Below are 4189 nucleotides of genomic sequence, written 5' to 3'. Positions count from 1 at the left end.
CCCAATACGATGAAACTCCCGCCGCTCAAACCCCTCATCATCACCTCGCTGCCCGTCTTCGCCAGCGTCTTTATCGCCGCGACCCTTGTCTGGCGGTTTGGCACGCCCAAGCTCGCCATGCCTTTCGTACTCGGCATCATCGCGGGCGGTCTCGTCGATTTGGACAACCGCCTGACAGGTCGTCTGAAAAACATCATCATCACCGTCGCCCTGTTTACCATTTCATCGCTCGTCGCCCAAAGCACGCTCGGCACAGGTCTGCCTTTCATCCTCGCCATGACCCTGATGACCTTCGGCTTTACCATTTTGGGCGCGGTCGGGCTGAAATACCGCACTTTCGCGTTCGGCGCACTTGCCGTCGCCACCTACACCACGCTCACCTACACCCCCGAAAACTTCTGGCTGACCAATCCCGTCATGATTCTGCTCGGGACCGTGTTATACAGCACCTGCACGCTCGTTTTCCAAATCATCCTCCCGCACCGCCCCGTCCAAGAAAGCGTCGCCAACGCCTACGAAGCGCTCGGCGGGTATTTTGACGCCAAAGCCGACTTTTTCGATCCCGACGAAGCCGCCTGGCTCGGCAACCGCCAAATCGACCTCGCCATGAGCAACACCGGCGTTATTACCGCCTTCAACCAATGCCGCGCAGCCCTGTTTTACCGCCTGCGCGGCAAACACCGCCACCCGCGCACCGCCAAAATGCTGCGCTACTACTTCACCGCCCAAGACATACACGAACGCGTCAGCTCCGCCCACGCCGACTACACCGAGCTGACCGACACCCTCAAAAACACCGACCTCATCTTCCGCATCCGCCGCCTGCTCGAAATGCAGGGGCAGGCATGCCGAAACGTTGCCGCCGCCCTGAGGAACGGCAAAGACTACACATACAGCAAACGCCTCGGACGCGCGATGGAAGGCTGCCGCCAATCCCTCGCCCACTACACCGATGACCACCCCGAAAGCCGCAACATCCACCACATCCGCCGCCTGCTCGACAACCTCGGCAGCGTCGACCACCAACTGCGCCAGCTCCAACACAGCGATTCCCCCGCCGAAAACGACAACAGCAGCGACACCCGCATCGCCGCCCTCGAAAACAGCAGTCTGAAAAACGTTTGGCAGGCCGTCCGCAGCCAGCTCAACTTCGAGTCAGGCGTTTTCCGTCATGCCACGCGCCTCTCCATCCTCGTTGCCGTCTCCTGTATCATCGTCGAAATCCTCCATCTCAACCTCGGCTACTGGATACTCCTGACCGCCGTTTTCGTCTGCCAACCCAACTACACCGCCACCAAAAGCCGCGTGTACCAACGCATCGCCGGCACCATCCTCGGCGTCATCGTCGGCTCCCTCGTGCCTTATTTCACCCCCTCCGTCGAAACCAAGCTCTGGATCGTCATCGCCAGCACCACCCTGTTTTTCATGACCCGAAGCTACAAATACAGCTTCTCCACCTTCTTCATCACCATCCAAGCCCTCACCAGCTTCTCCCTCGCCGGGCTGGACGTTTATGCCGCCATGCCCGTCCGCATCATCGACACCATCGTCGGCTCCGTCCTCGCGTGGGCAGCCGTCACCTACCTCTGGCCGGACTGGCGTTACCTCACCCTCGAAAAAACCGCCGCCCAAGCCGTCGGCGGCAACGGCGCCTACCTCAGAAAAATCCTCGACCAGCTCCAATACGGCATCGCCGACGACATCGAATACCGCACCGTCCGCCGCCAAGCCCACGAACGCACCGCCACCCTCAGCAGCACCCTCTCCGACATGAGCAGCGAACCCAAAAAATACGGCAACAACCTGCAAAGCGGCTTCAACCTACTCAAAACCAGCTACGCCCTGACCGGCTACATCTCCGCGCTCGGCGCATACCGCAGCGAAATGGACGGCGCATACAGCCCCGACTTCGTCCGCAAGTTCTACCAAAGCGGCTACCGCATCGCCGACCTGCTCGAACGCCTCCCGCAAACCGGCGAACAAGATTTTCAGACGACCCTCTCCCAAATCCGAACCGACTTGGAAGCCTTACAAACAGAAGCAGGCGACGAACGTCAAAGCCACATCCTCTACCGGCAGCTCACCCTCATCGCCAACCAGCTCGACCCCTGCTACCGCAGCCTGCACGACATCGAAGCCATCCCGCAGACCGCGTGATATTAATCGGCAGGCAAACGAAAGGTCGTCTGAAAACCAGAAACAAGGTTTTTCAGACGACCTATAGTACTTGCACGATTTATATCTAAATAATCAATACCTAGCTCATCAAATCTTGTTTCCAATTCTTCTACCGAATGAGTCTCTAAAAAAAGCCTCTCTTGATGAGTAATCGGCAATAACCAGAAAAATCGGACATTATCCATATATTCCAACTCTTGCCCATAAGGATAAGGCAGAGAAATCAGAAAATGCTGGAAGGATGATTGCTCAACCCACGGTCTGCCGATATTGACGGTTTTCCCTAATTGAAATTGATCAGGATAATGCATATTTGCCGATGCCAGCATTGCCAAGGTCTCAATATGTTCAGGCGTTTCAAACGGGCTGATGATAAAAAACTCCTGCCCTAAAAATGGACCTATTCCAGAGCTGACATAAACCCAAGGCTCATCTTCATGATTAGGAATCACTTGGAAAACTTGGAAATCGGGAAGTTCTTCAACAATCCTTCCTAAAGCCCAAGTAAATCTTTTAATATCATGATGTTTCCAAAATCTTTGCAAGTGAGATAAAACAGTTTGGTTGTAGTCCATGCTTTTTAGCCTGTTTTCAAAGGTCGTCTGAAGAAGGTATTTACCAAACAAACGGTTTCCTATTCATATCCGAAAGGTTGTCAACTTCATTATCCAGCAAGAACTGCTCAAAAGCATTCCAACCCTTTTTTTCCACCAATTCCGCTTCCTGTTTATACAACGGGACAAGCAAAGGAAAAACGGTATTGTAGTGTTCGCCATAACAGACCTGAAAATCATCGTCGAAATAAAATGGGGCGGAAACATACAGTGCGTCCATTTTTGTTGAATCAACAATGCTTCTAGGCAAATAAATAACCTGTCCTCGAAGAAGAATTTTTTTGTTCTCAATGATGGTTTCTGCCAACCATCTTAAAAATGGAAAAATCTGATTTTCATCATATTTTAAAGAACATACAAAAAGTATTTCAAATCTACTTTTATAATTCAGATCATGTTTGCTTAACCCTAAAGTAATATAAGTTTTTAAATCGCTGTTATGGGAAGAGGGAATAGCTGCGATATTTAATTTGTACTGACTTCCCGAATCACTTTTCGATCCATGAGAAATAGTGCCTATATATTTTTCAATATGATTAATCATATTTTTCATAACCTGCTATCATTGTCTTGATCTGAGCAAGTATAGGTTGGATTGAGTCCCAATATCCCGTTTTCACTGATAGAAAGGTCATCTGAAAACCAAACACGTTTTCAGACGACCTTTTGATTGTTGAGTTTTTCAACCCAACCTACGCTTGCGAACGATTTCCAGATAGAAATAAAGAAATATCTTCTAATGCATCTTCAGCCCTACCTTGCAGATCTGGATCATCTTGCTTTGAACGTAATAAAGAAATCACTTTATCGTAATCACCAATATTTGAATGTAGTCTGGCGAGATGTCCGAAACAGGTTAATGATAATCCAGCAATATCCAAGTCTTTATTCTTCGATAATTCCATCAATTTCTCAGAAATCCAAGGGACTTCATCAGCCACAGAGCTGAAGACCATGCCAAGAATGCCATCAATAACACTCTGTTTATTATCAGAAGAAATCACCTTTTCTATTTGACTTCTATCAATCATTTTTTGATTTTTCCTTTTGAATTAACCAATCCTGCTTTTTTTAAAGCATTTTGCTGATCAGCATGTAAATCTTGCCAGTTTCTTACATGCCCATGATACTCAGCAGAACCGTTATTAAAAGTTTGAGTTTTGTCTAACACAACGATTTCATTATTGGTTTTATCAACTCCAACTCTTCGAGGAGATGTCGATTTAACTTGAACAGAGTTATCAAGAGCAGCTTGCCCATTTGTTGGAGCTCTACTTTTCACAGAATTATCATTTTTACCATGATAAGGAGCATCTTTATATCGTTGGTTGCCTTTTCCATACGGACACTCATTATGAACCCAAACTCCTTCCGTTTCCGCCTTATCACCCTTGACG

The 4189-nt window shown here is 49.0% G+C and carries 4 protein-coding genes and 1 pseudogene; 1 reads left to right on the top strand and 4 read right to left on the bottom strand.

From position 1 onward, the window contains the following. The first annotated feature begins 9 nt into the window (after nt 1-9). Nucleotides 10-2157 (top strand): YccS family putative transporter, encoded by a 2148-nt coding sequence (gene yccS / locus HMPREF2907_RS05665; protein ID WP_070681041.1) that lies wholly within the window; start codon nt 10-12, stop codon nt 2155-2157. Between the two features lie 2 nt (nt 2158-2159). Here yccS and HMPREF2907_RS05660 read toward each other — a convergent pair whose 3' ends face one another. The 4 genes and pseudogenes from HMPREF2907_RS05660 to HMPREF2907_RS05645 all read right to left on the bottom strand — a co-directional run. After that, nucleotides 2160-2753 (bottom strand): suppressor of fused domain protein, encoded by a 594-nt coding sequence (locus HMPREF2907_RS05660; RefSeq protein WP_070681038.1) that lies wholly within the window; start codon nt 2751-2753, stop codon nt 2160-2162. 40 nt (nt 2754-2793) lie between these two features. Then, nucleotides 2794-3336: a suppressor of fused domain protein gene (locus tag HMPREF2907_RS05655; protein WP_049228016.1), complete on the bottom strand. Its 543-nt coding sequence runs from the start codon at nt 3334-3336 to the stop codon at nt 2794-2796. 148 nt (nt 3337-3484) lie between these two features. Next, nucleotides 3485-3823: a hypothetical protein gene (locus HMPREF2907_RS05650; RefSeq protein WP_049228009.1), complete on the bottom strand. Its 339-nt coding sequence runs from the start codon at nt 3821-3823 to the stop codon at nt 3485-3487. Then, nucleotides 3820-4189 (bottom strand): annotated as a pseudogene (locus HMPREF2907_RS05645) (septum formation inhibitor Maf); the annotation flags it as partial. The pseudogene HMPREF2907_RS05645 and the gene HMPREF2907_RS05650, both read right to left, overlap by 4 nt.

It is taken from the genome of Neisseria sp. HMSC055H02, from assembly GCF_001813335.1.
Classification (GTDB): Bacteria; Pseudomonadota; Gammaproteobacteria; order Burkholderiales; family Neisseriaceae; genus Neisseria; species Neisseria sicca_C.
This window is presented reverse-complemented; position numbering and strand designations above follow the sequence as displayed.